This window comes from Bradyrhizobium retamae (assembly GCF_001440415.1).
GTDB classification, from domain to species: domain Bacteria; phylum Pseudomonadota; class Alphaproteobacteria; order Rhizobiales; family Xanthobacteraceae; genus Bradyrhizobium; species Bradyrhizobium retamae.
Genome location: NZ_LLYA01000181.1, coordinates 31285 through 55216, shown reverse-complemented (window position 1 = coordinate 55216; position 23932 = coordinate 31285). Strand labels below are relative to the sequence as shown.

The window sequence follows — 23932 nt, the reverse complement described above, 5'->3', positions numbered from 1 at the left end:
TCCCGGTGGCGTTGGGGCTGCATGCGACAAAACAGACCGCGCCTGAGTACTGAAATGCTGAATACTGAAATACGCCGCTACGGGAGAAAGTTCCAGGGATTCGATGCGTGATCCAGCCCAGGACTGCAACCGTTGGAGACGCTGTCCAATCTCGCGCCGTCCAGGTTGCGCTTAGGCAGAGCCCGGTTCTGATTGAATCAGAACAGGGCCTTAGATTGTTGTTTTGACGCGTTTTCTTGACGCGAACCGGTATCCACTTCGCTGGAAAACGCTCTAGTTGCGGTGCCCTCGGAACCCCATCGCCAGCACGTAGCGCTCCGAGGAGTCCTGCCGGCTCGAGGCCGGCTTGACGTGACGCACGCTGGAAAAGTCGCGCTTCAATTGGCCGACGAGTTCGGCATCGGCGCCGCTTTGAAAGACTTTTGCCAGGAACGTCCCGCCGGGATTGAGCACCTCGGCGGCAAAGGCCGCGGCCGTCTCGACGAGGCCGATGATGCGGAGCTGATCGGTCTTGCGGTGGCCGGTGGTGTTGGCCGCCATGTCGGACATCACAACGTCGGCTCGCCCGCCCATCATTGCGATCAGCTTTTCGGGTGCGTCCTCGGCCAGAAAGTCGAGCTGTGCGAAATCGACGCCGGGAATTTCCGGCATTTCCAGCAGATCGATCGCGACCACTTTGCCCTTGCCATTGATCGCGCCGACGCGCTTGGCCGCGATCTGGCTCCAGCCGCCAGGGGCAGCACCGAGATCAACCACGGCGTTGCCGGGCTTGAGAAACCGATACTTGTCGTCGATTTCGATCAGCTTGTAGGCCGCCCGCGAGCGATAGCCCTCCCGCTTGGCCTTCGCCACGTAGGGATCGTTGAGCTGCCGCTCCAGCCAGAGCTTTGACGACAGCTTGCGCTTGCCCGCGCTCTTGACCGTGACGTGCAACCGTCCGGTGGTGTCTTTCGCCATATCGATACTTGTCTTGAAAATGCCAGCCCGGACCCGGAGCCTGGAATCAGTAGCACGGAAGTGGATGCGCATTGAAGCGAGTATAATGAGACCGCCGGACCCATCATCCTAACGTTCCTATTTGACCGTCGCGATTTCCAGGGACTCGACGGCCTGCGCAATAGAGGTGCTGTCTGCATAGGTCACCATGTGTCCGGCACCCCGGACGAGATGCAGGTCGGAATGACCCAGCACCTCATTTAGACGGCTAGCCTGTTCGGGCTCGATAATCTGGTCCGCCGTTCCATGGAAGATATGGACCGGGCACCGAATGCTCGGATAACGAGACTGGAACCGCGCTGCTTCCGGAATGAGGAACGCGCTTTCCTCAGCGGCCGCCCTTAGCTGCTTTGGCCTGAGCGTCAGGGACGCCGGAAAGCCATGCTTGAAGTTTTCCGGGACAGAGCGTGGCGCAAAGAGCTTGCGAATGAGGGCCGGCAAAATGGCCCATGAGATCATCGGCGCAACCGTGTAACGGACCAGGTCCCCTAAGACCGGTATCGCTGGACCTGATAGCATCCAGAAGTCCAACCGCGGTGTGGGGAAGTAGTACCCGGAAGCAAGCACAAGACCGCGGATCGGGTACGGGTAGTCATTTTGAAATCCGATCGCGGCAGCGACCAGCGCACCCCAGGAGTGGCCAAGCACGACGGGATCGCGCACGCCGAGCTGATCAAGAGCCTTTACAAACAGCGCCGCCTGGGACGTTGCAGTCCAGATCCGCGCGCGCGGCCGCTGGCTGTATCCGAAGCCCGGCCGATCAAAGCATATGACCCGGCTGCGGCTGGCTAGACGATCCACAAGTCCGCTGATGATGAGATCCTGGATCATCGTGCCGTTGCCATGGAACAGCACGACGCACCGAGCTGCCGGGTCACCCCGTTCGAGGTAATGCAGCCGCACACCATCGCAGTCGATGAAACGGCCGATCGGTGGGTTCTTTCGCTCGGCCAGGAACGAGAACAGTATATTCCCGATCACCAGAACAAGTAGGACACAGATGACGACGACAAAGATGGCTTCGGCAGTGGACATTCGCTGAGCCTCGTGATGTGCGTAGCCAGCCGAATTGCGGCGAGTGAAGAGCCAGTCTGCGGCATAACCGCGACATGTTGCCGACGTTCCTAAGCGGTCGTTGCGAACTAAACGAGAAGCGCGGAAAAGATCGGAAGACTTGGAACGGTCGCACAGCGATTGCGTTGCTCGGGTCGGAGCTGGGGGAGTCATCAACCTGCAATCAGCGGAGAACTAAGATGGCAAACCCACGCCAGGAGGAAAAGTCTACCCAAGGCATGGAAGACGCAGCACGCCGCGCCGGCGAGAGGACTGCTGAACAGGCCAGCCGGTTCGGACAAGCTGCAGCCGAACAGACGACGCGCGCCGGACAAGTGGCGGCCGAAGCCGGCGAGCAAGTGGCCCGGGCCAGTGCTACCCTATTCCAGCAAAACGCCGAGACGTTACAGAACACCTGGCGCTTCGGCCTGGATATGGCGACGACCGTTATGGGGCGGTCCACGGAGCAACTTGGTCGCACGCTCGGCCTATCAGGAGACGGAGTGCAACAGGCAACCGAACGATCGGCCCGCAACGCGCAAACCATCCTTTACACCGGCACGACTGCTGCCAAAGTGATGGGTGGCATTTCGCAGGAATACCTGCAGTTGGTTCGGCATCAGGTCGAGACGAGCATGGACCGCATGAATGAACTGTGGGCCTGCCGAACTCCTCAGGAGGTTGCAGCCGTTCAGACGGACTTGGTACGTGAGACCGTGGGATCTGTTCTGGAGAGCAGCCGTCGGATAGCCGACATGTCGCTCAGATTGGCCGACGATGCCGGAAAGCAGATTAAGCAAAATATGGAAGAGATACGGCGTGCCGCCTAGTGCGGGCACTATGGCTTAGCTTTGAGGGAAGAGCGGCTGGGTTTCAGCCGCTCTTCCAGTCTGCGGGCATAGCCCGGGACCCGCACATCAGCACGGCCGCAGCGCGCCGTCCTCGCGCATCATCTCCACCAGCATGCCTTCGCGTAAGCCCCGGTCGGCCACCCTGATCCGAGGCAATGGGAAGGCGTCGCGGATCGCGTCGAGAATGGCGCAGCCGGCCAGCACCAGATCGGCGCGCTCGACGCTGACGCAGTTATTATTGGCCCGCTCCTGATAGCTCATGCCGAGCAGCCGCTGGATCACCGCCGTGACGTCGGAACCGTTCATCCAGATGCCATCGATGCGCCGGCGGTCGTAGCGCGCCAGATTGAGATGGATGCCGGCAAGCGTCGTCACGGTGCCCGAGGTGCCCAGCATATGCATGTCGCGCAGATCGTTGCCGTGCTCGGCCGCAAACGGCGCCACATATTGCGCGACTTCGCGCACCATCCGCGCATAGGATTCCGCCGTGACGTCACGTCCGCCGAAATGCTCGGCCAGCGTGACGACGCCGAGCGGGACTGACATCCACGCCTTGATGCGCGGCACCGCGTTCTGCTCTTCCGGATCGCGCTCGATCCGCACCAGCTCGGTCGAGCCGCCGCCAATGTCGAACAGGATCGCGCCCCGCCCTTTGGCGTCAAGCAGCGGCGAGCAGCCGATCACGGCCAGGGTTGCTTCGGTCTCGCGATCGATCACCTCGAGCCGGATGCCGGTCTCGCTCGCGACGCGGGCACGAAAGCTGTCGGCATTGGCGGCGGCTCGGCAGGCTTCGGTTGCGATCAGCCGCAGGCGCTTGGCCTTGCGGTAGCGGATCTTGTCGCTGCAGATGCTGAGCGCCGCGATGGCGCGCTCGATCGCCGCTTCGCTGATGGAACCGGTTGCGGAAATGCCCTCGCCAAGCCGGATGATCCGTGAAAACGAATCCACCACGCGAAAACCGTCGCCGGCCGGGCTGGCGATCAAAAGCCGGCAATTGTTGGTGCCAAGGTCCAGCGCGGCATAGACACCGTTTGCCGTGGCCGCCGCAACCGCCCCTGACGGGCTGGCGCGGGCCTCAATGGCTTCGCGCAGCCGCGTATCGTGGTTCATCAAAACTGTCTTTCCGCAGACCCGTCGGGCCGCCGAAGAAAATTACCGTTCACGGAAACTTTAACAGCGCCAAGGGGCTACGCAACAACCCATCACATAGGACTATGCCCAATCGGCCGTTGTCGTGCATGACGCGGTGCGTTATCTGGGCGGGGACTCTCGGAACCAAGAATCCAACAAGAAATCCGAGAGAATCCCAAATATTTCAGGTGTTCTCGATGCAAGATCACACGTCGGCCCCCTCTCTGGACAACGCTATCGCACTGCAAAAGCATGGTGTGGGGCAGCCGGTGCGCCGCAACGAAGACGACACGCTGGTGCGCGGCAGGGGCAAATACACCGACGATTTCACCCTGCCCGGCCAGGCCTATTGCTGGATGGTGCGCTCCAGCCATGCCCACGGAATCATCAGGGGAATCGGCACGGTCGCCGCCAAGGCGATGCCGGGGGTGCTCGGCGTCTGGACCGGCAAGGACCTCGAGGCCGCCGGCTACGGCCCCTTCACCTGCGGCCTGCCGTTGAAGAGCCGGGATGGCACGCCGCTGTTGCAGACCAACCGTCCGGCGCTGGCGACCGACAAGGTGCGCTTCGTCGGCGACCCCGTGGCCTTCGTGGTCGCGGAAACGCTGGCGCAGGCGCGCGATGCGGCGGAGGCCATAGAGCTCGGCATCGAGCCGCTGCCCGCCGTGACCGATGCGGCGGAAGCCGCAAAGCCCGGCGCGCCGCAGCTTTACGACCACATCCCGAACAACGTCGCGCTGGATTATCACTACGGCGATGCTGCCAAGATCGACGCCGCGTTCGCTGCCGCCGCCCATGTAACCAGGCTCGACATCGTCAACACCCGCGTCGCCGTGGTGTCGATGGAGCCGCGCGTGGCGCTGGCAGCCTACGACAAGGCGGCCGAGCGCTTCACGCTGCAGGTGCCGACGCAAGGCGTCTCCGGCAACAAGGTGACGCTGGCAAAAATCCTCAATGTGCCGAACGACAAGGTCCGTATCCTCACCGCCAATGTCGGCGGCTCCTTCGGCATGAAGAACGTGAGCTATCCCGAATACACCTGCATCCTGCATGCGGCGAAGGCGCTGGGCCGTCCGGTAAAATGGACCGACGAGCGCTCGACCAGCTTTCTCTCAGACAGCCACGGCCGCGCGCAGCTCATCCACGCCGAACTGGCGCTCGATACCGACGGCAAGTTTCTCGCGGTACGGCTCTCGGGCTACGGCAATCTCGGCGCCTATATCACGGGCGTCGCGCCGGGGCCGCTGTCGCTCAACACCGGCAAGAACCTCGCCAGCGTCTACCGCACGCCGCTGCTTGGCGTCGACATCAAGACGGTTTTGACCAACACCACGCTGATGGGCGCCTATCGCGGCGCCGGCCGGCCCGAGGCGAACTACTACATGGAGCGGCTGATCGACCGCGCCGCCGACGAGATGGGCATCAATCGGCTGACGCTGCGCAAGCGCAACTTCATCAAGCCGTCGCAACTGCCGTTCGCGGCGGCTTCTGGCGTCACCTATGACAGCGGCGACTTTGCAGGCGTCTTCAACAAGGCGCTGGAGGTTTCCGACCACGCCAATTTTGCCAAGCGCAAGAAGGAGAGCAAGAAGAGCGGCAAGCTGCGCGGCATCGCCGTTGGGTCGTATCTGGAAGTCACCGCGCCGCCTAGCGGCGAACTCGGCAAGATCACCTTCGAGCCGGACGGTTCAGTGAAGCTGACCACCGGAACGCTCGATTACGGCCAGGGCCACGCCACGCCGTTCGCCCAGGTGCTGTCGGCGCAGCTCGGCGTTCCCTTCGAGAAGATCACCATCGAGCAGAACGACAGCGACCTCGTCCGCTTCGGCAACGGCACCGGCGGCTCGCGCTCGATCACGGCGACCGGCCAGGCGATCGTGGAAGCCTCCGCACTCGTGATCGCAAAGGGCAAGCAGGCGGCCGCGCATCTGATGGAAGCGTCCGAAGGCGACATCGAATTTTCCAATGGCCGCTTCACCATCGCCGGCACCGATCGCTCGATCGGCATCATGGATTTGGCGAAGCGCCTGCGCGAAGGCAAGATGCCCGAAGGCGTGCCGCTGTCGCTCGACGTCGACCATGCCACCAAGGACACGCCGTCCACCTTCCCCAACGGCTGTCATGTCGCGGAGGTGGAAATCGATCCCGAAACCGGCGTCGTGCAAATCGTGCGCTATTTTGCGGTCAATGATTTCGGCACCGTGGTCAATCCAATGATCGTCGCCGGCCAGTTGCATGGCGGCGTCGCGCAGGGCATCGGGCAGGCGCTGATGGAGCAGGTCAGCTACGATGCCAGCGGCCAGCCGATCACCGGCTCGTTCATGGATTACGCGCTGCCGCGGGCCGGGGACATTCCGCCGATGGAGATCGGCGACCATCCCTCGCCGGCAAAATCCAATCCGCTGGGCACCAAGGGTTGCGGCGAAGCCGGCTGCGCCGGCAGCCTCGTCTGCATCGTCAACGCGGTGGTCGACGCGCTGTCGGATTATGGCATCACCCATATCGACATGCCGCTGACGCCGGAACGGGTGTGGCGGGCGATCCAGGACGCGAAGGCGAAGGCGGCGGCGTGAGGCTACGCTACTCGTCACACACACACACACAACTGTCATCGTCCGGCTTGATGACCGGGCGATCCAGTATTCCAGAGACGCCAGTAATAGAGCCGAGAAGCTGCGGCGTACTGGATTCCCCGCCTTCGCGGGGAATGACAGGTGAGATTGGCGCGCGCCTTACCCCACTACGCCGCCGCCTGTTCGCGCGGCTGGTAGATCGCGATGTGGTGGCAATGCGCCAGCGGCGTGTTGCCGTTGCCGACGACCAGCGCGTCGAGCTCGACGAAACGATGGCCCTTCTTGTCGTAATTGCCGACCACCTTCGCACGCGCGGTGATGACATCGCCGGCTCTCGCGGCCGACAAAAGCTGCATGCGGCTGCCGACATGAATCCACGGGCCCAGGATGGCATTATCGACCAGCACGCGATTCATCACCCGCTGCAGTAGGCCGGGATGACCCAGGCCTTCCCTGGCGTAGATCGTATCCGTTTCCCTGATGTCGGCGAGATATCCCACAGCCTCTTCGCCCGCCCAGTCGCGCGGGATGGTGCCGAGCCATTTGCCGACATCATAGGAAGATGCGTTAACCGGCTTGCGTTCCGCGACCGCCGCAACTTCCTGGTAGTCTGCGAGCGAAACAGCCGGCGCGGAGACCGGCAACGACGCCGTGCCGCTGGCGCAAAGCTGGCCACGGCTCTGCACCTCGATCGACAGCACGCCGTTGTCTTCTTCCGCCCTCAGCTCAGCGAGTTCGCCGTCATAGACCGGCTTGACGAAACGCGCCTCGATCAATCCGCGTTCCAGAAATGCTCGGCCCCATTTCGTCACCGGTTGGTGCATCATGTAGGCCATCACGTCGACGCCGGGGACCAGCCCACCTGAGAACCCGAACCGCTTTGCCACGGTGTCGTCATGCATCTTGTTTTCGGATTGTTTGGCGGTGTTGTAGGCCTGGACGCGATACGGCTCGATGGGCATGCCCGTTTCCTGTTGTTTTTGGTTGTTTTTCCGCCGGTTATGGTACGCAAAGAATGTGCGGTGGCAAGCGTGTTCCCGGCCCCCGTTTCCCTCGCATTCCGGCATCGAATAGGTTACCACGCGCGGGCAAGAGAACCGCTGTCGAACCGATATGCCTGACGTGAACCAAACCCGCATCTATGTCGATGCCGACGCCTGCCCGGTGAAGGACGAGATCTATCGCGTCGCGATCCGCCACGGCCTGCCGGTCAGCGTCGTTGCGGGAAATTTCATCCGCGTGCCGCCGGATCCGCTGATCGAGCGCATCGCCGCCGGTTCCGGCATGGACGCCGCCGACGACTGGATCGCGGAGCGCGCCGGCCGCGGCGACATCGTCATCACATCGGATATCCCGCTCGCCAGCCGCTGCGTGAAGGCCGGCGCCGAGGTGATCGCGCCGAACGGCAAGCCGTTTACGGAAGCATCGATCGGCATGACGCTCGCGGTGCGCAATCTGATGACCGACCTGCGCTCATCAGGCGAAGTGACCGGTGGCCCAAAGTCCTTTGCGCCGCGCGACCGCTCGACGTTTCTGTCGGCGCTCGACCAGACCATCCGCCGTATCCAGCGCCAGCGGGCGCAGCAGCCTGCGCCGAACCAGGGTTGAACGATGGCGCCGCCGCTGATCCAGCTGAAAGATATAAGGTTGACGTTTGGCGGCACGCCGCTGCTATCAGGCGTGGAATTGTCGGTGTCGTCGGGCGAGCGCGTCTGCCTGATCGGGCGGAACGGCTCCGGCAAGTCGACATTGCTCAAGATCGCGGCCGGCCTGGTCGAGCCCGACAGCGGCAGCCGCTTCGTGCAGCCCGGCGCCACCATCCGCTATCTGCCGCAGGAGCCTGATTTCGGCGACCACAAGACCACGCTGGCCTATGTCGAGGCAGGCCTCGGCCCCGGCGACGATCACTACCAGGCACGCTATCTGGTCGAACAGCTCGGGCTCTCCGGTGACGAGGACCCCGCGCATATCTCGGGCGGCGAAGCCCGCCGCGCGGCGCTGGCGCGGGTACTGGCGCCCTCGCCCGATATCCTGCTGCTCGACGAGCCGACCAACCATCTCGACCTTCCCACCATCGAATGGCTGGAAGGTGAACTGGAAAGCCGCCGCTGCGCTCTCGTCCTCATCAGTCACGATCGCCGGTTCCTTTCCAACCTGTCGCACTCGACCGCCTGGCTCGACCGCGGCCAGATCCGGCAGATCGACCGCGGCTTCTCCGCATTCGAAGCCTGGCGCGACGAGGTGCTGGCGGAAGAAGAGCGCGAGCAGCACAAGCTCGACCGCAAGATCGTCAACGAGGAACACTGGCTGCGCTATGGCGTCTCCGGCCGCCGCAAGCGCAACGTCAAGCGGCTTGGTAACCTGCACGCGCTGCGCGACCAGCGGCGCAATTATCGCGGCGCGACGGGCAGCGCCAACCTCGCGGCCGCGGAGGCGGAAAAATCCGGCAGGCTTGTCATCGAGGCGAAAAACATCAGCAAGGCCTACGGCGAGCGCAAGATCGTAGAGAGTTTTTCGACCCGAATCCAGCGCGGTGACCGCATCGGCATCGTCGGCCCGAATGGCGCCGGCAAGACCACGCTGGTTCATCTTTTGATCGGCAACGATCCGCCTGATAGCGGCACGATCCGGCTCGGCGCCAATCTGGAAATGGCGACGCTGGACCAGCACCGCGAAAGCCTCGATCCGAAATCGACGCTGGCGGAAGCGCTGACCGGCGGCCGCGGCGACCATGTCATGGTCGGCGGCAAGCCGAAACACGTGGTCAGCTACATGAAGGACTTTCTCTTCGCGCAAGAACAGATGCGCACGCCGCTGGAGGTGCTTTCCGGCGGCGAGCGCGGCCGGTTGATGCTGGCGCGAGCGCTGGCAAAGCCGTCGAACCTCTTGGTACTGGACGAGCCGACCAACGACCTCGATCTCGAAATGCTCGACGTGCTCGAGGAGATGCTCGGTGACTACGAGGGTACCGTGATCCTGATCAGCCACGACCGCGATTTCCTCGATCGCGTGGTGACGTCGGTGATCGTGCCGGAAGCCAATGGTCGCTGGATCGAGTATGCCGGCGGCTACACCGACATGCTGGTTCAGCGCGGCGAGGACTTGTCACGGGAATCTGTCAATGGACCGGCGCCGATTGCGGAAAAGAAGGAGACCAGAGCTACCGCCCCTTCCGCTGCCCCAAAGCGCCGGCTGAACTTCAACGAGAAGCATGCGCTGGAAACGCTGCCGAAAACGATCGCGAAATTGCAGGCCGAGATCGCAAAGCAGCAGAAGCTGCTTGACGATCCCGACCTCTACGCCAAGGATCGCAAAAAATTCGACGCGGCGTCATCGGCGATTGCAAAAACGCAGGAAGAGCTGGCCGCCGCCGAAGACCGGTGGCTGGAGCTGGAAGTTTTGCGGGAAGAGATCGAGCAAGCGTAGGACTGACTACGGTTTCAAACAGAGAGAAGAGCATGACAACGCCCCTCGCCGCAAAAATCGCCCGCGAATACGGCACGCCCTGTGCGGTCATCGACATGGACCGCGTCGAGCGCAACATCGCCCGCATCCAGGTCGCCTGCGATACCGCCGGCGTCGCCAACCGGCCGCATATCAAGACCCACAAAAGCCCGCTGCTCGCACAGATGCAGATCGCAGCCGGCGCCAAGGGTATCACCTGCCAGAAGCTCGGCGAGGCCGAGGTGATGGCGGAAGCCGGCATCGACGACATCCTGATCAGCTACAATCTGATCGGCGAGGAAAAGATGGCCCGCCTCGCGGCGCTGCAGGCCAAGGCCAACATGACGGTCGCCGCCGACAATTCGACTGTGATCGCCGGCCTGCCGCAGGCCGCCGCAGCTTCGGGCCGGCCGCTGTCGGTCGTGATCGAGTGCGATACGGGGCGCAAGCGCGCCGGCGTCGAAACACCGGCCGAAGCGATAGCGCTGGCGCGCGAGATCGCTGGCTCGAAGGGGCTGCAATTTGCGGGCTTCATGCTGTACCCGACCGAAACCGGCTGGGCGGAAGCGCAAAAGTTCTTCGACGAGGCGCTGGCCGGTGTCCGCGCGCACGGGCTTGATGCGACGATGGTTTCGACCGGCGGCTCGCCCAATCTGAAAAATCTCGGCAAGCTGAAGGGCGCGACCGAGCATCGGCCCGGCACCTATATCTACAACGACCGCATGCAGGTCGCGGCCGGCGTCGCCGAATGGGATGATTGCGCGCTGAACATCTATTCCACCGTCGTGAGCCGCGCCGGACCGGACCGCGGCATTCTGGACGCCGGTTCGAAGACGCTGACATCGGATCCCGGCGGCGGCCTCGACGGCTACGGGCTGATCCTGGAGCACCCGGAAGCGAAGATCGCGCGCTTTGCGGAAGAGCACGGCTTTCTCGACCTGGCCCGCAGCAACACGCGGCCGAATGTCGGCGACGTCGTCCGGATCGTGCCGAACCATGTCTGCGTCGTCGTCAACATGATGGACGAAGTAGTGATGGTGCGCGGCGACGAGATCGTCGGCACGCTGCCGGTCGCGGCAAGGGGGAAGCTGCGGTAGGAAGGCCCCCGTGGATGGGTAGAGCGCAGCGAAACCCATCGGGACTTGCCGGGCAGCGAAGTGATGGGTGTCGCTCGCTCTACGAATTAAGCCACCTCAGCGCACCCCGGCCCGCCGCTACGCCGGTGGCGAACGAAGCTTGCAGCAGATACCCTCCCGTCGGCGCTTCCCAGTCGAGCATTTCGCCCGCCGCGAATACGCCGGGCAAGCGGCGGAGCATGAAATCGGCATCGAGTTCGTCGAAGGGTACGCCGCCCGCCGTCGAAATCGCGCGCGCGATCGGGGCTGTGCCGGTGAGTTCGATCGGCATGGCGTTGATGAGGTGAGCGAGATCGGCCGGCGACATCGACGCCAGCGAAGCGCCGGATGCCTTGGCTGCTTCCTGCAGCAAGCCGATCGCAACCGGCGACAAACCCACGGCCTTGCGCAGGAAGTTGGACAGGGATTGCTTGCCCCTTGATCCCGACAGCCGCGCGATCAGCTCTTTTTGCTCAAGATCAGGCCGCAGCGCGATGTACAGGGTCGCTTGCCCTGAAATCACAATGGCCTCGCGCAATGCGGTAGATAGCGCATAGATCGCCCCGCCTTCGATGCCAGTGCGGGTGATGATGGCTTCGCCGCGTATGCTGTGTTTGCCAAATGTCAGTGCCACACCCTTGAGCGGTTGCCCCTCAAAACGGTCACGAAAAATCTCCGACCAGGCGACGGTGAAGCCGGAATTGGCGGGCTGGAGCGGAGATATCTTCACGCCTCCTGCCGCCAGAATCTCCGTCCACGCGCCATCCGATCCGAGCCGCGGCCAACTCGCGCCGCCGAGCGCCAGCACGGTTGCGCAGGGATCGACGACGAGGGGTCCACCAGGCGTTTCAAAGCGCAGGCGGCTCTGCTCGTCCCGGCCGACCCAGCGATGGCGTAGCGCCAGTTTGACGCCCATCGAGTCCAGCCGCCGCAGCCATGCCCGTAGCAATGGAGAGGCCTTGAAGACTTTCGGAAACACCCGGCCGCTGGAGCCGACAAAAGTCTCCTGCCCCAGTGCCTCGCTCCAGTCGCGCAAAGCCTGCGGCGGAAACACATCGATTGCGGCTTGCAGATGCGGCATCGCCTCGCGATAGCGGGTAAGGAATTGCGGCAACGGCTCGCTGTGCGTGAGGTTGAGCCCTCCGCGCCCCGCCATCAGGAATTTACGCCCCGCCGATGGCATGGCGTCATAGACGGTGACCGCAGCGCCGCCTTGCGCAAGCACTTCGGCGGCCATCAGCCCGGCGGGGCCGGCGCCGATGATCGCGGCGTTTTTGGAAGGCGATGACATGGCTAGAGTGTAGGCCAGATTGGCTGCCACAATAACAGTCGTCATGCCCGGGCCTGTCCCGGGCATCCACGCCTTGATCTTGATGCGGCAACAAAGGCGTGGATGGCCGGGTCAAGCCCGGCCATGACGGCGGAGGGACGGTAAGCTACAGCTTGATCCCCGCCCTCGCCGCGGCCTGGGCGACGTACTTCTGCGTCTGCTCGAATGCGCCCTGCAGCGCCCTGGCTTCCGACACGTCGTCGATCTCGGTAAAGTGCGCGGCAATAGCATCGGGCGTCCAGTCGGACTGGGCTAAGTTGACGCCTTCGGTCTCGATGATCTTGATCACCGCAAACGAACCCGCGCCCGCGCCCATGATGGTGCGGGTCGGCGCGTCTTCGCTCAGCAGATATTCCACCGCGGGCGTGATCGCTTCGGGTTTCATCAGCGCCAGCGCCTGCGGCGGCAGCAGCTCTTCCGTCATTCGGGTGGCCGCGGTCGGCGAGATCGTGTTGACGCGGACATTGTTCTTGCGGCCCTCCTCGGCCAGCACGTTCATCAGACCGACCATGCCGGCTTTCGCCGCGCCGTAATTGGCCTGGCCGAAATTTCCGAACAGGCCCGACGACGAGGTGGTCAGCACGATCCGGCCGTAATTGCGCTCGCGCATGCCATCCCACACCGCCTTGCAGCAGTAAAACGTGCCGACGAGATGGACGTCGAGCACCTTGGCAAAGTCGGCGACGTCCATTTTTCCAAACGACTTGTCGCGGAGAATGCCGGCATTGGCGCAGAGCAGATCGACACTGCCCCACTCCTTGGTGGCTCGCTCGACCATGGCCGTGACCTGTCCGAACTTCGAAACGTCGGCGCCGTCGGCCATCGCCGTGCCGCCGGCTTTACGGATTTCCTCGACCACGGATTCGGCCGGCGTCAGCGAGCCGCCGGTGCCGTCCCGCGCGCCGCCGAAATCGTTGACCACCACTTTGGCGCCGCGGCTCGCCAGCCCCAGCGCATGCGCCCGTCCCAGACCATTGCCCGCGCCCGTGACGATTGCGACGCGTCCGTCAAACCTGATTGCCATGAGTACTGATCCCGATTGTTCCTGCCCGTCATGCCCGGGCGCCTGCCCCCGACTTGATCGGGGGTGACCCCGGGCATCCATTAAAATTGAAGAGTTTTTGATCAGCGATGGATTGCCGGGTCAACTGGTTTGAAGACGCGCTTCGCGGTTTTGCCCGGCCATGACGGGCAAAACCTAGTTGAAATAGATCAGCCCGATCCAATCGGCGACCAACGCCGGCTTGTCCTCGCCCTCGATTTCGACGGTGACGTTGGTGCGCGACTGCAATTCCTTCGGCTTGCGCAGCTTGGCTTCCATCAGCGTGAAGCGGCCGCGGACCCGCGAGCCGGCGCGGACCGGCGAGAGAAAGCGCAGCTTATCGAACCCATAGTTGACGCCCATCGCCGTGCCTTCGATGACCGGCATCACCTCATAGGACATGATGCTCATCAAGGACATGGTGAGAAAGCCATGCGCGATGGTATTGCCGAACGCGGTTTCCTTCTTTGCCCGTTCCGGGTCGACATGAATGAACTGATGGTCCTCGATCACGTCGGCATAGATATCGATCCGGCTCTGGTCGATCAGATGCCACGACGACACGCCGATCTCCTTGCCGACCATGGCCTGATAGGCCTCAAACGAGACCGGTGGTTTCTTCCAGACTTCATTCATTGATTAGCTCTCCAACCCGGCGGTCCGCACTTTCTGCAGCTCCGGGAATTCTTCTTCGCGAAACTCGGCGCCGCGCAGCGCATCGCTGCGATTATTATCATGTTCGAGCCGACGCAACTGGACGCGGCGGATCTTTCCGGAAATCGTCTTCGGCAGTTCCGTCACCAGCTCGACCTTGCGGATGCGCTTGAACGGCGCGAGCCGGGTGTGCAGATGTTTGAAGATTGACAGCGCCGTTTCCGGCGAACGCTCCACGCCTGATACCAGCAGCACGTAGGCTTTTGGAATTGCGAGCCGGATCGGATCGGGACTTGGGACAACCGCGGCTTCAGCTACCCATTCATGCTCCAGCAGCACACTCTCCAGCTCGAATGGACTGATGCGATAGTCGGAAGATTTGAAGACGTCGTCGGAGCGGCCGACAAAGGTGAGATAGCCCTCGTCGTCGGCAAACACCACGTCGCCTGAGCGGTAGAGATCGCCGTCCGCGCCGCTCAATTTGCCGTCCTCGCCCTGATAGCCCTGCATCAGGCCTGCGGGACGGTCGGCGCCGAGCACCAGCGTCACCTCGCCCTCCTTGGTGACGAGGCCGTCATTGTCGGTGATCCGCACCCGGTAGCCTGGCAACGGACGGCCCATCGAGCCGATCTTCACCTTCTGGCCCGGCGAATTGCCGGCGAGCGCCGCAGTCTCGGTCTGGCCATAGCCGTCGCGGATGGTGAGACCCCACGCCGCCTTCACTTGGTCGATCACTTCGGGATTGAGCGGCTCGCCGGCGCCGCAGACTTCGCGCAGGCTTACCTTGAAATCCGCGAGCTTCTCCTGAATGAACAGCCGCCACACCGTCGGCGGCGCGCACAGCGTGGTGACGCCGCAGCGGCCGATCGTGGTGAGCAGGGCTTTGGCGTCGAAGCGCGGCTGGTTGACCACGAACACGGTGGCTCCCGCATTCCACGGCGCGAAGAAGCAACTCCAGGCATGCTTGGCCCAGCCCGGCGAAGAAATGTTGAGATGGACATCGCCCGGCTGCAGACCGAGCCAGAACATCGTCGACAGGTGGCCGACGGGATAGCTACGCTGGCTATGCCGCACCAGCTTTGGTTTCGCCGTGGTGCCCGAGGTGAAATAAAGCAGCATCGGATCGTCGACATTGGTCGGGCCTTCAGGTGTAAAGTCGTCCGAGGCGCTGGCAGCCTGTTCAAAGGGCAGCCAGCCATCGTGGTTCGATGTCGCGCCGACCACGATGCGCACCAGTCCGTCGCCGCCGAGGCCCGCAAATTTCGCGACCTGATCCTGCGAGGCAACCACCGCCCGCGCCCTGCCCCGCTCGAGCCGATCGCGCAGTTCGTCCGGGGTGAGCAGCGTGGTGGCGGGGATAACGACCACACCGAGCTTCATCGCCGCCAGCATGGTCTCCCACAGCGGCACGACATTGCCGAGCAGCAACAACAAATGATCGCCGCGCCTCAACCCCTGCGCCCGCAGGAACTCTGCGACCTGATTGGAGCGGCGCGACAGCGTGGCGAACGTGAGCCTTGTGTCCTTGTCGCCGGGATCGACGATCCAGAGCGCCGGGCGATCCCGGCTGTCAGGATTGCGCGCGAGCTCCGCGTCGAACCAGTCGAGCGCCCAGTTGAATGGAACCGGATCCGGCCAGCGAAATCCGTTCACTGCTGCATCGTAATCGGTGCGATGCTTGAGCAGAAAGGCGCGCGCTTCCTGGAAGGTCGTCATCAGGTCTCCGTTATTTCGCAGCGAGACTCCTAACGTGCTGGATAATCCCGGAAAAATCCACCCCGCCGTGCCCCGCGGCATCGAAGGCCTTATAGATCTCCTGCGCGTGCTTGCCGAGCGGCGTCACCGCGCCCGCGGCATTGGCCGCATCCTGCGCCAGTGTCAGATCCTTCACCATCAGGGCCGACGCGAATCCCGGCTTATAACCGTTGTTAGCGGGCGAAGTCGGCACCGGGCCGGGCACCGGGCAATAGGACGTCAGCGCCCAGCATTGCCCCGATGAGGTCGAGGCGACATCGAACAGCGCCTGATGCGACAGGCCCAGCTTTTCGGCGAGCGCAAAGGCCTCGCCGACGCCGATCATGGAAATCCCCAAGATCATGTTGTTGCAGATCTTGGCCGCCTGCCCCGCGCCGGCGCCGCCGCAGTGGACGATCTTCTTGCCCATGTTCTCCAACACCGGTTTCGCTGCAGCAAACGCCTTTTCCTCGCCGCCACACATGAAGGTCAGCGTCGCGCCCTTGGCACCGCCGGTTCCGCCTGAGACCGGCGCATCGACCGAGAGCATGCCGTGCTTTGCCGCCAGCGCGTGCGCCTGCTTGGCGCTTTCGACGTCGATGGTCGAGCAATCGATGATCAGCGTGCCCTTGGTCATCACAGGGACCACTTCGTTCCAGACCGACAGCACGTGCTTGCCCGCCGGCAGCATGGTGATGACGACATCGACGCCCTTGACGGCAGCGACCGAACTCTCGGCGATCGCGGCGCCGTCGGCCTTGGCCTGGTCGCGCGAGGCTTCGACCAGATCGAACGCGGTCACCTTGTGGCCGGTCTTGACCAGATTGGCCGCCATCGGACCGCCCATATTGCCGAGGCCAATGAATGCGATATTTGCCATCTCGAATCCTCCGCTAAACTTTCTTGTTCTGATCAGGGAAATCTGAGTTCGTCAGCGCCGACCTCGGCGAAATAAGCCGCGACCATTTCCGGCGTCACGTCTTCGATTCTCGGCGGCGACCATTTCGGATTGCGGTCTTTGTCGATGACGGCGGCGCGCACGCCCTCGCGAAAATCGTCGCTCGCGAACACTTCCAGCGCGGCGCGATATTCCCGCACCAGGCATTCCTCCAGCGAGCGCGCGCTGCGCGCCAGCCGCAGCAGCTTGAGCGTCACGACCATGCCGCGCGGCGACTTTTCGTTCAGCGTCTTCAGCGTCGCCTGCGCGAAATCAGAACCATCGCGCTGCAGCGCCGCGATAATGTCTTCCATGCGGTCGTGGGAGAACAACGCATCGATCTTCACCTGCTGCGCGGCGACCGGCCCGGCCGTCTCTCCAGTCGAGAAGCCGTCGATCAGCTTCCTGATGTCAGCCGATGTCGTGCCGGATTGAACCTTCGTCAATGCCTCGCGCAAGGCCGGCAGTTTTGATGACGGCACCACCGCATCGGCAAACCTTGCATGAATGGCATCCGGACCGTTCATGGTCTGCCCGGTCAATCCAAAATAGGTGCCGATCTCGCCCGGCGAATGCGACAACAGCCAGGTACCGCCGACGTCAGGGAAGAAGCCGAGGCCGACCTCGGGCATCGCGAGCTTCGTCTTCTCGGTGACGACGCGATGACTCGAGTGCGCGGAGAGCCCGACGCCGCCGCCCATCACGATGCCATCCATGAAGGCGACATAGGGTTTTGGGAACTTCTTGATGCGGGCGTTGAGGATGTATTCGTCCCGCCACAGGATCTTGCCGAGATCGCCCTTGACCTTGGAGCTTTCCCAGAGCGCGCGGATGTCGCCGCCAGCGCAAAGGCCGCGTTCGCCGGCACCCTCCAGCACGATCACCGCAATATCAGGATCCGCCTCGAAGACATCGAGCGCCTTGTCGATGTCGTGGAACATCTCCAGCGTCACGGCATTGATCGCCTTCGGCCGGTTCAGGCGGATGATGCCGGCCGTGCCTTCCTTGCGCGCGATCACGTCGCCGTCTGCAATGGCCGCATCCGTCATCGCGCGCCCTCGATCAGCTTGCGCGACACGATCAGCCGCATGATTTCGTTGGTGCCTTCCAGGATCTGGTGCACGCGCAGGTCGCGCACGATCTTCTCGATGCCGTATTCGCTCAAGTAGCCGTAGCCGCCATGCAGTTGCAGCGCCTGGTTGGCGACCTCGAAGCCGACATCGGTGCCAAAACGTTTTGCCATCGCGCACAGCATGGTGGCGTCGGGATCCTTGCGGTCGAGCGCAGCGGCCGCGCGCCAGACAAAGGTCCGCGCCGCTTCCAGCTCGGTCGCCATGTCGGCGAGGCGGAACTGCAGCGCCTGGAATTCATCGAGACGTTTGCCGAAGGCTTTTCGCTCCTTCATGTAAGCGAGCGACTTGTCGAGCGCGCTCTGCGCGCCGCCGAGCGAGCACGCCGCGATATTGAGGCGGCCGCCGTCGAGCCCGGCCATCGCGATCTTGAAGCCGATGCCCTCCTCACCCAGCCGGTTCTCGACCGGCACGCGGGCGTTCTCAAACATCACCGCGCGCGTGGGCTGCGCGTTCCAGCCCATCTTGCGCTCGTTGGCGCCGAGCGAGACACCGGGCGTTTCGGCCGGAATGATCAGCGTCGAGATGCCGCCGGGCCCGTCGCCGCCGGTCCGCACCATCACGACGTAGAGATCGCCGCCGCCAGCACCCGAGATGAACTGTTTCTGGCCGTTGAGCACGTAATGATCGCCGTCGCGCACGGCGCGGGTGCGGAGTGCCGCGGCGTCCGAGCCGGAGCCCGGTTCGGTCAGGCAATAGCTTGCCAGCAGCTCCATGGTGCAGAGCTTCGGCAACCACTTTTGCCGCTGGCTGTAATTGCCATAGGCATCGATCATCCAGGACGCCATGTTGTGGATCGAGATGAAGGCCGACACCGTCGGACAGCCGGTCGCCAGCGCCTCGAAGATCAGCGCCGCGTCGAAGCGTGTCATCGCGGAACCGCCGACGTCGTCCTTGATGTAGATGCCGCCCATGCCGAGGCCCGCGGCCTCGCGCATCACGTCAACAGGAAAATGTTTCTCTTCGTCCCAGCGCAGCGCGTGCGGCGCGATTTTCTCGGCCGCAAACGCTCGCGCCATGTCGCGAACCGCGATTTGATCCTCGTTGAGGGCGAACTGCATCTTGCGCTCGCGCTAACGGGCTTACTTCATCAACGGAATCGAGAACTCCGCGCCTTCCTTGACGCCGGACGGCCAGCGCGAGGTCACCGTCTTGGTCTTGGTGTAGAAGCGGACCGAGTCCGGACCGTGCTGGTTGAGGTCGCCGAACCCCGACTTCTTCCAGCCGCCGAAGGTGTAGTAGGCGATCGGCACCGGGATCGGCACGTTGATGCCAACCATGCCGACATTGACGCGGGCCGCAAAGTCACGCGCCGCGTCGCCATCGCGGGTGAAGATCGCAACGCCGTTGCCGTAATCATGTTCGGACGGCAGCGCGAGGGCTTCCTTGTAGTCATGGGCGCGCACCACCGAGAGCACCGGGCCAAAAATCTCTTCCTTGTAGATCCGCATGTCCTTGGTGACGTTGTCGAACAGCGAGCCGCCGAGATAAAAACCCTTCTCGTAACCCTGCATCTTGAAGCCGCGGCCGTCGACGGCGAGCGTGGCCCCTTCCTTGATGCCGATATCGATGTAGTTCTTCACCTTCTCGACCGCTTCGCGGGTGACCAGCGGGCCGTAATCGGCGGACGGATCGACCGAGGTTCCGATCTTGAGCGACTCCACGCGCGGGATCAGCTTTTCCATCAGGCGGTCGGCGGTGGTCTTGCCGACGGGAACGGCGACGGAGACCGCCATGCAGCGCTCGCCGGCCGAGCCGTAACCGGCCCCGATCAGCGCGTCGACGGTCTGATCCATGTCGGCGTCGGGCATCACGATGGCGTGGTTCTTGGCCCCGCCAAAACACTGGCAGCGCTTGCCGGTCTGGGCGGCGCGCTCATAGATGTATTGCGCGATCGGCGTCGAGCCGACGAAGCCGATCGCCTTGATATCGGGGTCGTCGAGAATGGCGTCGACGGCTTCCTTGTCGCCGTTGACGACGTTGAGGATGCCGGGCGGCAGCCCCGCTTCCATCATCAATTCGGCCAGCCGCATCGGCACGCCGGGATCGCGCTCCGAAGGCTTGAGGATAAAGGCGTTGCCGCAGGCGATCGCGGGCGCGAACTTCCACATCGGGATCATCGCCGGGAAATTGAACGGCGTGATGCCGGCGACGACGCCCAGCGGCTGGCGCAGGGAGTAGATGTCGATGCCGGGGCCGGCGCCTTCAGTGTATTCGCCCTTCATCAAATGCGGAATGCCGCAGGCGAATTCCGCGACTTCGAGGCCGCGCTGGATGTCGCCCTTGGCGTCGGGAACGGTCTTGCCGTGCTCGCGCGCCAACAGCTCGGCGAGCTTGTCATAGTCGCGCTGCACCAGTTCGACGAACTTCATCATCACCCGCGCGCGGCGCTGCGGATTGGTGTTGGCCCATTCGGGCTGGGCAAGCGCGGCGTTCTCGACGGCCGCGCGGACTTCCGCTCTTGAGGCCAGCGCCACCTTGGCCTGGACGTCGCCGGTCATCGGCTCAAACACGTCGGCCGCCCGGCCGGACGTTCCCTTGACCTCTTTGCCGCCGATAAAGTGTCCGATTGAACGCATGAATGATCTCCCTAAGGTCCCGTCTGGGATCGCTTTCGAGCCCCTTTTTGACCTGCATTTCTTGGGATACAAGTCCGATATATTGCACCATAGATGTGCGGAAATGCTGGATCAAGGCATCAAGACGATCGACTGGGATGACTTCCGTTTCGTGCTGGCGATCGTCCGCGGCGGCTCGGTTTCCGCTGCCGCCAAGCAGCTGTCGGTTGATCATGCCACCGTAATTCGCCGTGTCGACCGGCTGGAACGGCACCTCTCCGCAAAACTGTTCAACCGCCGCAAGACCGGCTACCTCCTGACCGAAGCCGGCCAGCGCGTCGCCGACAGTGCCGAAGCGATGGAATCCACCATCGTCGCCAACCAGGAGGCGGTCGGCGGCTCGCGCGCCCAGCTCACCGGCACGGTCCGGATCGGCGCCCCCGACGGGTTCGGCAGCCATTTCCTGGCGGCGCGGCTTCTGAAATTCACCGAGCGGTATCCCGATCTCGACCTGCAGCTCGTCGCCACCGCGCGCCTGTTCAGCCTGTCGAAGCGCGAGGCCGACATCGCGATCAGCCTCTCCATGCCCAAGGAGGGCCGGATCGTCGGGCGCAAGCTCCTTGACTACAGCCTCGGGCTCTATGCCGCGCCGTCCTATCTCGACCGGGCACCGAAAATCGTATCGCGCGGCGACCTGCCAGGGCATCGCTTCGTCGGCTACATCGAGGAACTGCTGTTCACGCCCGAGCTGGATTACCTGCCCCAAGTTTCGCCGAAGATCTCGGCCAAATTCCGCAGCGCCAATCTGATCGCGCAGCTCAACGCCACCATTGCCGGCTTCGGCATTGCGGTGCTGCCGCATTTCATGGCGAAGGCGCATGCCGAACTGCGCGCGGTGCTGCCCGACGAGGTCAGGATCTCGCGTACGTTCTGGATGCTGATGCACGCCGACAGCAAGGACCTGGCGCGGATCAGGGCGGTGGCCGACTACATCCACGAGACGGTGGAAAGCGAGCGCGCGCTGTTTGGCGGGCGGTGAGCTCGAGTGAGCTGTAGGGTGGGCAAAGCGAAGCGTGTCCACCATCTTCTCGCGCGTCGGCTGGAATGGTGGGCACGCTGGGCTTTGCCCACCCTACCATTCTCCGCCTAATTCACCTTCCGCGTCTTCTTCGCGGCCGGCTTCGCCTCGGCGCGCGTCAGCGCCGCCTCGCGGCCGGCGAGGAGAATTTCGTCGGACAGCTCGCCGCTGCCGGCCACGCGCGACATCACCAGCGTACCCATCATCGTCGCCAGCGTGCCCATCGCCTGCCGGCGAGCCGTCTTGCGCGGCACGTCGGGAACCTGGTCGGCGATCACATCGATCAACTGCTCCAGCTTGGCGGCAAAGGCCTTGCGCGTCTTCGCGCTTTCCCGGGCGATCTCGGCACCTAACGTCGTAACGGCGCAACCGCGGCCGGGATCGTCGCGATGAACCGTCGAGACGTAGGAATCGATGATCGTCGACAGCCGCTTCTCCGGCGGCGTTTCAGCGGCGATTTTTCGCCAGTGCTCGACCGAGCGGTCCATCGCATAGGCAAAAGCCTCGATCACGAGCGCCTCGCGGGAATCGAAATGCGCGTAGAAGCCGCCATGGGTCAGGCCCGCTTCCTTCATCAGGTCGGCGACGCCGATGCCATGCGCACCCTTTTCGCGAAGCCGCACCGAGGCTTTTTTCACGATCCGTGCGTGGGTCTCCTGCTTGTGCTCTCTCGAATAACGCATCAACGCATCCCATTAAATGTCCCTGGTCATATAATAACAGTTATGAGCAGGAAAAGCTGCATCTAATTCGCCTTTTCAACGCCGATCATCGTGAACGTTCCGGTTGCGTGCACTGCAAGATTGCCCACACGGTCGCGGACGAAGCCTTCGGCATAGCTGGTTTGGCGGCCGAATTTTATCACCTTGCCTTCCGCCGAGATCGCGCCCGACCGCACCGACAACGGCCGCAGATAGGTCAGCTTGAGGTCCAGCGTAACCGAGGTCTGCCCCGCCGGCTGCATGGTGGTGATGGCACAACCCATGGCAGTATCCAGGAGCGCCGCGGCCGTCGCGCCGTGGAGCAGTCCGATGGTGTTTTCGAGGCTTTCATCCGGATCCAGTTCCATCACAATCCGGCCGGGCTCGGCGATGCGCATCTCGAAACCGATCAGCCGCGCCATCGGCGGCGGTGGCAGGATGCCGTCGCGGATCGCGCACATGGTCTCGAGCCCGGACATTCCGGATGCCGCCCGGGCAATCGGCCCGGGCGCCTGCCATTCCACCACCCGATGCCTGCGCATATCGAACGAAAACAGATCGACAGTCTCGGTCATAGTCATGGCGGCCCCTTTAGATGATGATCATAATTCTATATCGGTGCGAGCGGTCGCGCAATGCCCCTCGCCCGCCCTTGACAAGTCGGCGCAGTCTCCCGGAAGTGAGATCACCGACCAGAACAAGCCCGGAAAACAGAATGGAAATGCTCAACCCTCACTGCGGCATCGACCGCGACGACAGAGGCGTCGTTCGCCTCGCGATCTGCAATGCGGGGCCTCTCAACATCCTCTCCTCCGCCGTCACCGACGGCGTGCGCGAAGGGTTCGAGCGGCTCGCTGGCGACAACGCCATTCGAGCGGTCATCCTCGCCGGCCAGAGCGAGAAGAGCATGATCGGCGGCGCCGACATCAAGGAGATGGCGAAGCTCGACCAAAAGTCGGCGGAAGCCTTCATCATGCGGCTGCGCGACCTCTGCGAGGCCGTGCGCCACTTTCCGGCGCCGGTGATCGCGCGGCTTCCCGGCTGGTGCCTCGGTGGTGGACTGGAAGTCGCCGCCGCCTGCGATTTCCGGATTGCGGCCCACAATGCCAAATTCGGGATGCCGGAAGTGCGCGTCGGCATCCCCTCGGTGATCCATGCCGCGCTGCTGCCGCGGCTGATCGGCTGGGGCCGCGCCCGCTGGCTGGTCATGACGGCAGAAAATATCGACGCGCCCACCGCGCTCGCCTGGGGCCTGGTCAACGTGGTCGCCAAGGAAGGCGGGCTCGATGCCGCGGTCGAGCATACGGTGAAGGCGCTGCTCGAATGCGGGCCCGAAGCGCTGCGTTCGCAGAAGGACTTGTTGCGGCAATGGGAGGAACTGCCGTTGACCGTATCCATCAACTTGAGCGTCGGCACATTCGGAAAGTCCTTTCTGACGGGCGAGCCGCAGCGGCTGATGCAGGGATTTCTCGACCGCAAGAAATAGACGGAGGGGACGCATGAGGCCTGCCGCCCTCGACGGGCTGCGGTGGCGGCGGCTCGCACCCTGCCGGCCCATCAATTTCTCTCATGCAGACGGTGAGATTTTTGATCGGATCGCTTGGT

21 protein-coding genes are annotated in these 23932 nt (G+C 63.5%); 7 read left to right on the top strand and 14 right to left on the bottom strand.

The window, feature by feature from the left end; translation table 11 throughout:
• Positions 1 to 273: 273 nt before the first annotated feature.
• Entirely contained in the window at positions 274 to 957 is a 684-nt protein-coding gene (locus CQ13_RS29380) for an RlmE family RNA methyltransferase (RefSeq protein WP_057846319.1), read from the bottom strand.
• 117 nt (positions 958 to 1074) lie between these two features.
• Positions 1075 to 2031, bottom strand: a complete 957-nt coding sequence (locus CQ13_RS29375; RefSeq protein WP_057846318.1) for an alpha/beta fold hydrolase — start codon at positions 2029 to 2031, stop codon at positions 1075 to 1077.
• A gap of 218 nt (positions 2032 to 2249) precedes the next feature.
• On the opposite strand from CQ13_RS29375, the gene CQ13_RS29370 reads away from it, so the two are divergent.
• Positions 2250 to 2879 (top strand): phasin family protein, encoded by a 630-nt coding sequence (locus CQ13_RS29370; RefSeq protein ID WP_057846523.1) that lies wholly within the window; start codon positions 2250 to 2252, stop codon positions 2877 to 2879.
• 87 nt (positions 2880 to 2966) lie between these two features.
• Here the strand turns inward: CQ13_RS29370 and CQ13_RS29365 are convergent, their stop codons facing one another.
• On the bottom strand, positions 2967 to 4010 hold the full coding sequence (locus CQ13_RS29365; protein ID WP_057846317.1) for a Ppx/GppA phosphatase family protein: 1044 nt from the start codon (positions 4008 to 4010) through the stop codon (positions 2967 to 2969).
• A gap of 218 nt (positions 4011 to 4228) precedes the next feature.
• On the opposite strand from CQ13_RS29365, the gene CQ13_RS29360 reads away from it, so the two are divergent.
• Positions 4229 to 6604 (top strand): xanthine dehydrogenase family protein molybdopterin-binding subunit, encoded by a 2376-nt coding sequence (locus CQ13_RS29360; RefSeq protein WP_057846316.1) that lies wholly within the window; start codon positions 4229 to 4231, stop codon positions 6602 to 6604.
• A 167-nt stretch (positions 6605 to 6771) separates the two neighbouring features.
• Here the strand turns inward: CQ13_RS29360 and CQ13_RS29355 are convergent, their stop codons facing one another.
• The gene (locus CQ13_RS29355) at positions 6772 to 7566 is read right to left on the bottom strand and encodes a hotdog family protein (protein WP_057846315.1); all 795 of its coding nucleotides are present in this window, start codon (positions 7564 to 7566) and stop codon (positions 6772 to 6774) included.
• 151 nt (positions 7567 to 7717) lie between these two features.
• Between CQ13_RS29355 and CQ13_RS29350 the strand changes: the two genes are divergently transcribed.
• From CQ13_RS29350 to CQ13_RS29340, 3 genes are read left to right on the top strand one after another with little or no spacing between them, the layout of a single operon-like run.
• Positions 7718 to 8212 (top strand): YaiI/YqxD family protein, encoded by a 495-nt coding sequence (locus CQ13_RS29350; RefSeq protein ID WP_057846314.1) that lies wholly within the window; start codon positions 7718 to 7720, stop codon positions 8210 to 8212.
• 3 nt (positions 8213 to 8215) lie between these two features.
• Complete coding sequence (locus tag CQ13_RS29345; RefSeq protein ID WP_057846313.1) at positions 8216 to 10030, top strand: ABC-F family ATP-binding cassette domain-containing protein; 1815 nt, start codon at positions 8216 to 8218, stop codon at positions 10028 to 10030.
• 32 nt (positions 10031 to 10062) lie between these two features.
• Positions 10063 to 11145 carry a D-TA family PLP-dependent enzyme gene (locus CQ13_RS29340; RefSeq protein WP_057846312.1) on the top strand — a complete coding sequence of 361 codons (1083 nt, stop codon included), beginning with the start codon at positions 10063 to 10065 and terminating at the stop codon, positions 11143 to 11145.
• Between the two features lie 79 nt (positions 11146 to 11224).
• Here the strand turns inward: CQ13_RS29340 and CQ13_RS29335 are convergent, their stop codons facing one another.
• The 8 genes from CQ13_RS29335 to CQ13_RS29300 form a co-directional block, all read right to left on the bottom strand.
• On the bottom strand, positions 11225 to 12454 hold the full coding sequence (locus CQ13_RS29335) for a BaiN/RdsA family NAD(P)/FAD-dependent oxidoreductase (protein ID WP_057846311.1): 1230 nt from the start codon (positions 12452 to 12454) through the stop codon (positions 11225 to 11227).
• 145 nt (positions 12455 to 12599) lie between these two features.
• Positions 12600 to 13517: an SDR family NAD(P)-dependent oxidoreductase gene (locus tag CQ13_RS29330; protein WP_057846310.1), complete on the bottom strand. Its 918-nt coding sequence runs from the start codon at positions 13515 to 13517 to the stop codon at positions 12600 to 12602.
• Positions 13518 to 13691: 174 nt separating this feature from the next.
• The gene (locus CQ13_RS29325) at positions 13692 to 14171 is read right to left on the bottom strand and encodes a MaoC family dehydratase (protein ID WP_057846309.1); all 480 of its coding nucleotides are present in this window, start codon (positions 14169 to 14171) and stop codon (positions 13692 to 13694) included.
• A 3-nt stretch (positions 14172 to 14174) separates the two neighbouring features.
• On the bottom strand, positions 14175 to 15905 hold the full coding sequence (locus CQ13_RS29320) for an AMP-binding protein (RefSeq protein ID WP_057846308.1): 1731 nt from the start codon (positions 15903 to 15905) through the stop codon (positions 14175 to 14177).
• Positions 15906 to 15915: 10 nt separating this feature from the next.
• Positions 15916 to 16803, bottom strand: coding sequence for a 3-hydroxyisobutyrate dehydrogenase (mmsB, locus tag CQ13_RS29315; protein WP_057846307.1), 888 nt, complete (start codon positions 16801 to 16803; stop codon positions 15916 to 15918).
• A 32-nt stretch (positions 16804 to 16835) separates the two neighbouring features.
• Complete coding sequence (locus CQ13_RS29310) at positions 16836 to 17909, bottom strand: enoyl-CoA hydratase/isomerase family protein (protein ID WP_057846306.1); 1074 nt, start codon at positions 17907 to 17909, stop codon at positions 16836 to 16838.
• Positions 17906 to 19051: an isobutyryl-CoA dehydrogenase gene (locus tag CQ13_RS29305; RefSeq protein WP_057846305.1), complete on the bottom strand. Its 1146-nt coding sequence runs from the start codon at positions 19049 to 19051 to the stop codon at positions 17906 to 17908. Before CQ13_RS29305 ends, CQ13_RS29310 begins: the two co-directional genes overlap by 4 nt.
• A gap of 21 nt (positions 19052 to 19072) precedes the next feature.
• Complete coding sequence (locus CQ13_RS29300) at positions 19073 to 20569, bottom strand: CoA-acylating methylmalonate-semialdehyde dehydrogenase (protein WP_057846304.1); 1497 nt, start codon at positions 20567 to 20569, stop codon at positions 19073 to 19075.
• A 103-nt stretch (positions 20570 to 20672) separates the two neighbouring features.
• On the opposite strand from CQ13_RS29300, the gene CQ13_RS29295 reads away from it, so the two are divergent.
• On the top strand, positions 20673 to 21587 hold the full coding sequence (locus tag CQ13_RS29295; protein ID WP_057846303.1) for a LysR family transcriptional regulator: 915 nt from the start codon (positions 20673 to 20675) through the stop codon (positions 21585 to 21587).
• 107 nt (positions 21588 to 21694) lie between these two features.
• Here the strand turns inward: CQ13_RS29295 and CQ13_RS29290 are convergent, their stop codons facing one another.
• Together CQ13_RS29290 and CQ13_RS29285 are read right to left on the bottom strand one after the other, a co-directional pair.
• The gene (locus CQ13_RS29290; RefSeq protein ID WP_057846302.1) at positions 21695 to 22309 is read right to left on the bottom strand and encodes a TetR/AcrR family transcriptional regulator; all 615 of its coding nucleotides are present in this window, start codon (positions 22307 to 22309) and stop codon (positions 21695 to 21697) included.
• Between the two features lie 62 nt (positions 22310 to 22371).
• Entirely contained in the window at positions 22372 to 22908 is a 537-nt protein-coding gene (locus CQ13_RS29285; RefSeq protein ID WP_057846301.1) for a PaaI family thioesterase, read from the bottom strand.
• Between the two features lie 134 nt (positions 22909 to 23042).
• Here CQ13_RS29285 and CQ13_RS29280 point away from each other — a divergent pair, with 134 nt between their 5' ends.
• Positions 23043 to 23813, top strand: a complete 771-nt coding sequence (locus CQ13_RS29280) for an enoyl-CoA hydratase (RefSeq protein ID WP_057846300.1) — start codon at positions 23043 to 23045, stop codon at positions 23811 to 23813.
• Positions 23814 to 23932 lie beyond the last annotated feature (119 nt).

Bases quoted from the DNA above. Each gene is read 5' to 3' on its own strand.
- CQ13_RS29380 (WP_057846319.1), bottom strand. From the start codon at position 957: ATGGCGAAAGACACCACCGGACGGTTGCACGTCACGGTCAAGAGCGCG.
- CQ13_RS29375 (WP_057846318.1), bottom strand. From the start codon at position 2,031: ATGTCCACTGCCGAAGCCATCTTTGTCGTCGTCATCTGTGTCCTACTT.
- CQ13_RS29370 (WP_057846523.1), top strand. From the start codon at position 2,250: ATGGCAAACCCACGCCAGGAGGAAAAGTCTACCCAAGGCATGGAAGAC.
- CQ13_RS29365 (WP_057846317.1), bottom strand. From the start codon at position 4,010: ATGAACCACGATACGCGGCTGCGCGAAGCCATTGAGGCCCGCGCCAGC.
- CQ13_RS29360 (WP_057846316.1), top strand. From the start codon at position 4,229: ATGCAAGATCACACGTCGGCCCCCTCTCTGGACAACGCTATCGCACTG.
- CQ13_RS29355 (WP_057846315.1), bottom strand. From the start codon at position 7,566: ATGCCCATCGAGCCGTATCGCGTCCAGGCCTACAACACCGCCAAACAA.
- CQ13_RS29350 (WP_057846314.1), top strand. From the start codon at position 7,718: ATGCCTGACGTGAACCAAACCCGCATCTATGTCGATGCCGACGCCTGC.
- CQ13_RS29345 (WP_057846313.1), top strand. From the start codon at position 8,216: ATGGCGCCGCCGCTGATCCAGCTGAAAGATATAAGGTTGACGTTTGGC.
- CQ13_RS29340 (WP_057846312.1), top strand. From the start codon at position 10,063: ATGACAACGCCCCTCGCCGCAAAAATCGCCCGCGAATACGGCACGCCC.
- CQ13_RS29335 (WP_057846311.1), bottom strand. From the start codon at position 12,454: ATGTCATCGCCTTCCAAAAACGCCGCGATCATCGGCGCCGGCCCCGCC.
- CQ13_RS29330 (WP_057846310.1), bottom strand. From the start codon at position 13,517: ATGGCAATCAGGTTTGACGGACGCGTCGCAATCGTCACGGGCGCGGGC.
- CQ13_RS29325 (WP_057846309.1), bottom strand. From the start codon at position 14,171: ATGAATGAAGTCTGGAAGAAACCACCGGTCTCGTTTGAGGCCTATCAG.
- CQ13_RS29320 (WP_057846308.1), bottom strand. From the start codon at position 15,905: ATGACGACCTTCCAGGAAGCGCGCGCCTTTCTGCTCAAGCATCGCACC.
- mmsB (WP_057846307.1), bottom strand. From the start codon at position 16,803: ATGGCAAATATCGCATTCATTGGCCTCGGCAATATGGGCGGTCCGATG.
- CQ13_RS29310 (WP_057846306.1), bottom strand. From the start codon at position 17,909: ATGACGGATGCGGCCATTGCAGACGGCGACGTGATCGCGCGCAAGGAA.
- CQ13_RS29305 (WP_057846305.1), bottom strand. From the start codon at position 19,051: ATGCAGTTCGCCCTCAACGAGGATCAAATCGCGGTTCGCGACATGGCG.
- CQ13_RS29300 (WP_057846304.1), bottom strand. From the start codon at position 20,569: ATGCGTTCAATCGGACACTTTATCGGCGGCAAAGAGGTCAAGGGAACG.
- CQ13_RS29295 (WP_057846303.1), top strand. From the start codon at position 20,673: ATGCTGGATCAAGGCATCAAGACGATCGACTGGGATGACTTCCGTTTC.
- CQ13_RS29290 (WP_057846302.1), bottom strand. From the start codon at position 22,309: ATGCGTTATTCGAGAGAGCACAAGCAGGAGACCCACGCACGGATCGTG.
- CQ13_RS29285 (WP_057846301.1), bottom strand. From the start codon at position 22,908: ATGACTATGACCGAGACTGTCGATCTGTTTTCGTTCGATATGCGCAGG.
- CQ13_RS29280 (WP_057846300.1), top strand. From the start codon at position 23,043: ATGGAAATGCTCAACCCTCACTGCGGCATCGACCGCGACGACAGAGGC.